5 protein-coding genes are annotated in these 3,660 nt (G+C 32.0%); 2 read left to right on the top strand and 3 right to left on the bottom strand.

Annotated elements, in window-relative coordinates; translation table 11 throughout:
* From JJE11_RS16495 to JJE11_RS16505, 3 genes are all read right to left on the bottom strand, one after another.
* Positions 1 to 579: DMT family transporter (locus JJE11_RS16495; protein WP_291637590.1), on the bottom strand; the 579-nt coding region annotated here is incomplete at its 3' end.
* A 72-nt stretch (positions 580 to 651) separates the two neighbouring features.
* Positions 652 to 939 (bottom strand): hypothetical protein, encoded by a 288-nt coding sequence (locus tag JJE11_RS16500; protein WP_291637591.1) that lies wholly within the window; start codon positions 937 to 939, stop codon positions 652 to 654.
* Positions 940 to 957: 18 nt separating this feature from the next.
* Positions 958 to 1,323: a hypothetical protein gene (locus tag JJE11_RS16505; RefSeq protein WP_291637592.1), complete on the bottom strand. Its 366-nt coding sequence runs from the start codon at positions 1,321 to 1,323 to the stop codon at positions 958 to 960.
* A gap of 290 nt (positions 1,324 to 1,613) precedes the next feature.
* On the opposite strand from JJE11_RS16505, the gene JJE11_RS16510 reads away from it, so the two are divergent.
* Both JJE11_RS16510 and JJE11_RS16515 read left to right on the top strand, forming a co-directional pair.
* On the top strand, positions 1,614 to 2,972 hold the full coding sequence (locus tag JJE11_RS16510; protein ID WP_291637594.1) for a Mur ligase family protein: 1,359 nt from the start codon (positions 1,614 to 1,616) through the stop codon (positions 2,970 to 2,972).
* A 57-nt stretch (positions 2,973 to 3,029) separates the two neighbouring features.
* On the top strand, positions 3,030 to 3,660 hold a 631-nt coding region (locus JJE11_RS16515; RefSeq protein ID WP_291637596.1), incomplete at its 3' end, for a glutamine amidotransferase.

A 3,660-nucleotide genomic window follows, 5' to 3' on the forward strand; every position in this document is an offset into this window, starting at 1 on the left:
AAGGCATATTAACGAAAAAAAAGTAGAATAAGCATTTATAGCTAGTGGCGCAAGACCTTGCAACCTTTCTTCGCTATAAATATTCATAAAAGCATAAAACATTGCAGCTAGCAGTGCAAAGATCACTCCCTTAAGAGAATAATTAAACTGTCCAAATAGTAGGTCCAAAGTTAGAATACAGCCAAAAAATGCTAAAACCACCACAAAGAGCTTCGTATAACCTAAAGAATCCCTTTTAATCGCAGCACCATATATAAATACCATTATGGGGTATGTGTATAATAATATAGCCACCATTTGAATAGGTAAATAGTTAAAAGACATATAGTAAAATACCGTCATAAATGTATTTCCAATGATGCCAAGTACAGAAAGTCTTAATAATTGTGCTTTTGTTATCTTAAAAGACTCTTTATTAAAAATATACATCAGTACAAACATAAATGGTACGGCTATTATATATTGTAACGTTAATAAACTTATAGAATCAATTCCTCCTGCATAAGCTAATTTAACAAAAAGCCCCGCACTTCCAAACAATATAGCAGAAGAAATTGAATAAACATATCCTTTGTTCAAAATAACACGCCTTTCAGTTGTTTATTTTAATATAACTATTGAATATTTGTAATAAACTAAATGAATTAGTGCCTAAATATCATAGAACGTTATTTCGTCCATATCCATTTCAAAAGCACGTCTTAATTCACTAAACCCTTCTTCCCATTTATCCACAAGCATTAACATTCTAGAATATTCTGCGGTATCATAGGAAGAGTTTTTATCCACAGGGTAACTAATTATACTCTTGTTTGCCTCGCTCGCCTTGTCATTTGCCATATAAACAGTAAACATAGTTTTTATTAAACTCTTATCTCTCGGATATTTGTTTAATGCAATCGTCCCGTCTTTTAACGCCAGCTCATATTTTCCATTCATAAACTCTGTGAAAACCATTCAATTATAGGTACTCGCGTCTATTTCTTCATATTTCTTTGAACTATCAATATATTTTAATGAGTTGTTTAAATCATTCTTAACAGAGTAAATTTCTGCTATTTTAATATTCCATTTTGGAGAGTTCTTTCCGCTGACTGCAAGTTCACTATATTTCTCAATAGCCAAATCATATTCCTGTGCGAAAAAATGTTTTTCAGCCTCCGTTACTAAATTACTTAAATATGATGTTTTGTGTGTTATAGTTATAATGGTAATAGTTGTAGCAATAACACACAAAGTAGCTAAATAGAATACAACTTTTTTGACTTTAAACTCCTTTATTTTAATGCTACTTAACAAGGACTTCCGTACATCTAATTTCATTATAACCTCACCTCTTTAAATATTAGGAATATGAAAAAATACACTCAGCTAGAATAGACCGGCTAGAATAGACTAGTATACTGACTTGTTATTTCTAGAATATGCCTTGCCTTATAGTAATATTCTAGCAAAAACATAACTAAAAAGCCACAGCAATTAATTTTGTAACATAATTACATTAATAAATTAGACATTTATTAAACTATGTTATAAAATAAGTGATAGGTTTTTCTATATAAATGTCAATAATAACTAATGCACATGAAATTACATAAGTACAATTAAAGGATGTGTTTAAAATTAAAATTCAGTCATTGCTCAGTATACTCGCTTCAAAGTTTATTATGAAATTATCAAAGCTTTCATTTGGAGGCGGAACAAATTTCCCGGGCAAAATCGCCTTAAAGCTTGATAAGGATATTTTGAAAACCATAGCAGCGAGTTATGATGTTATACTCATAACCGGCACCAACGGTAAAACCACAACCACAAGCATGATTTACGATATTGTAAAAGATAGCAATAAGCCAGTGATTACCAATAATACTGGCGCTAATATGTATACCGGAATAATTGCGTGTTTTATTTCAAATTATTCTTTTAAAAAGTCTACTGTGAAAAAAATTGCTGTAATAGAAGTAGATGAAGCTAATGTTAAGTTTATAACTGAATACATATCTCCGAGTATCATCGTTATAACAAATCTATTCAGAGATCAAATGGACAGGTATGGTGAGGTATATACAACTCTCAAAAAGATATTAGAAGGTGTAGAAAAAACTCCTACTTCCACTCTTATTCTTAATGGAGACGAATCTTTACTTGGAAACCTTAATGTTAAAAACGATATAATATATTATGGCTTTAATACTGTGGTTAATGAAAATAAAATTGTAGATATCAACGCAGATGCTAAGTTTTGCACAATATGTAAAGCACCTTATCATTATAATTTAATTACATACAACCATCTAGGCGATTTCTATTGCACTGGCTGTGGCTATAAACGTCCAGCACTTACATACTCTGTAGATAAAATTCTTGAAGTAACCACCAGCGGTTCCACGGTTTACTTTAATAATAAGGAGTATTATATAAACCAGCCAGGCACTTATAATATTTATAATGCCCTATGTGCATATTCCGTAGCAAAGGCACTAGGTACTTCCGATGATACTATAGCACAATCTCTTAAAACCGTGGAAAGCAGCTTTGGTAGACAAGAAACATTAAATATTGACGGCACCGAGGTCAAAATAATATTAGTCAAAAATCCTGCTGGCTATGATGAAGCTGTAAACACTATTAATCTGGACAAAAGGAAAATAAATTTATCTCTTTTACTAAATGATAATTATGCGGATGGAAAAGATGTTTCTTGGATTTGGGACGTAAATTTTGAACGTTTAACTTCTCTTGATATTAACAAAATCATGATATCTGGAATACGTATGTACGATATGGCAATAAGGCTTAAAGTAGCAGGTTTCGAATCAGATGCCTTCCTTTTATGTAGCGAAGAAGAAACCTTACTAAGCGAAATTAAAGCTTGTGACGGCGACATAGTTTATATACTAGCTACCTATACTGCCATGATAAATTTAAGAAAATTTTTACATGCTAAAGGTTACATAGATAAAATTTGGTAATACACGGGACTTAATGGACGTAAAATTAAAATTCGAATGTGAGGTAGGAATAATAATATGGAAATTAATATTTGTCATTTATATCCTGATTTATTGAATGTATATGGGGATGTAGGAAATATTTTAATACTAAAACACAGGGCTGAGCTCCGTGGCATTAAAGTAAACATTGTTAATATATCTATGGGTGATATTTTTAAAGCTGAGGATCATGATATTGTATTTTTCGGTGGAGGACAAGATTATGAGCAGGCTATTGTCTCCCCTGACCTAATAGAATTAAAAAAATCAGGTCTGGAAGAATATATAGAAAGTGGTAAAGTGTTTTTAGCCATTTGTGGTGGCTATCAATTGCTTGGAAAATATTATACTACTCCTGAAGGCGAGAAGCTTGAGGGTCTTGGAATTTTAGATATATACACCGAAGGCGGGAATAAACGTTTCATAGGCAACACAGTTATTCATAATGAAGCTTTCGATGAAACCTATGTAGGCTTTGAAAATCATTCTGGAAGAACCTATATTAACAACTTAACCCCACTTGGCACAGTTAAAGCTGGATTTGGTAACAACGGGGAAGACGGTTTTGAGGGATGCGTTTATAAAAATACCTTCGGTACGTATTTCCATGGCTCTCTTTTATCTAAAAATCCTGAACTTGCAGACAGGATACTATCCCTTGCATTAA

Source organism: Clostridium sp., from assembly GCF_016650095.1.
Taxonomy (GTDB): domain Bacteria; phylum Bacillota; class Clostridia; order Clostridiales; family Clostridiaceae; genus Clostridium_AD.

Bases quoted from the DNA above. Each gene is read 5' to 3' on its own strand.
- JJE11_RS16500 (WP_291637591.1), bottom strand. From the start codon at position 939: ATGAATGGAAAATATGAGCTGGCGTTAAAAGACGGGACGATTGCATTA.
- JJE11_RS16505 (WP_291637592.1), bottom strand. From the start codon at position 1,323: ATGAAATTAGATGTACGGAAGTCCTTGTTAAGTAGCATTAAAATAAAG.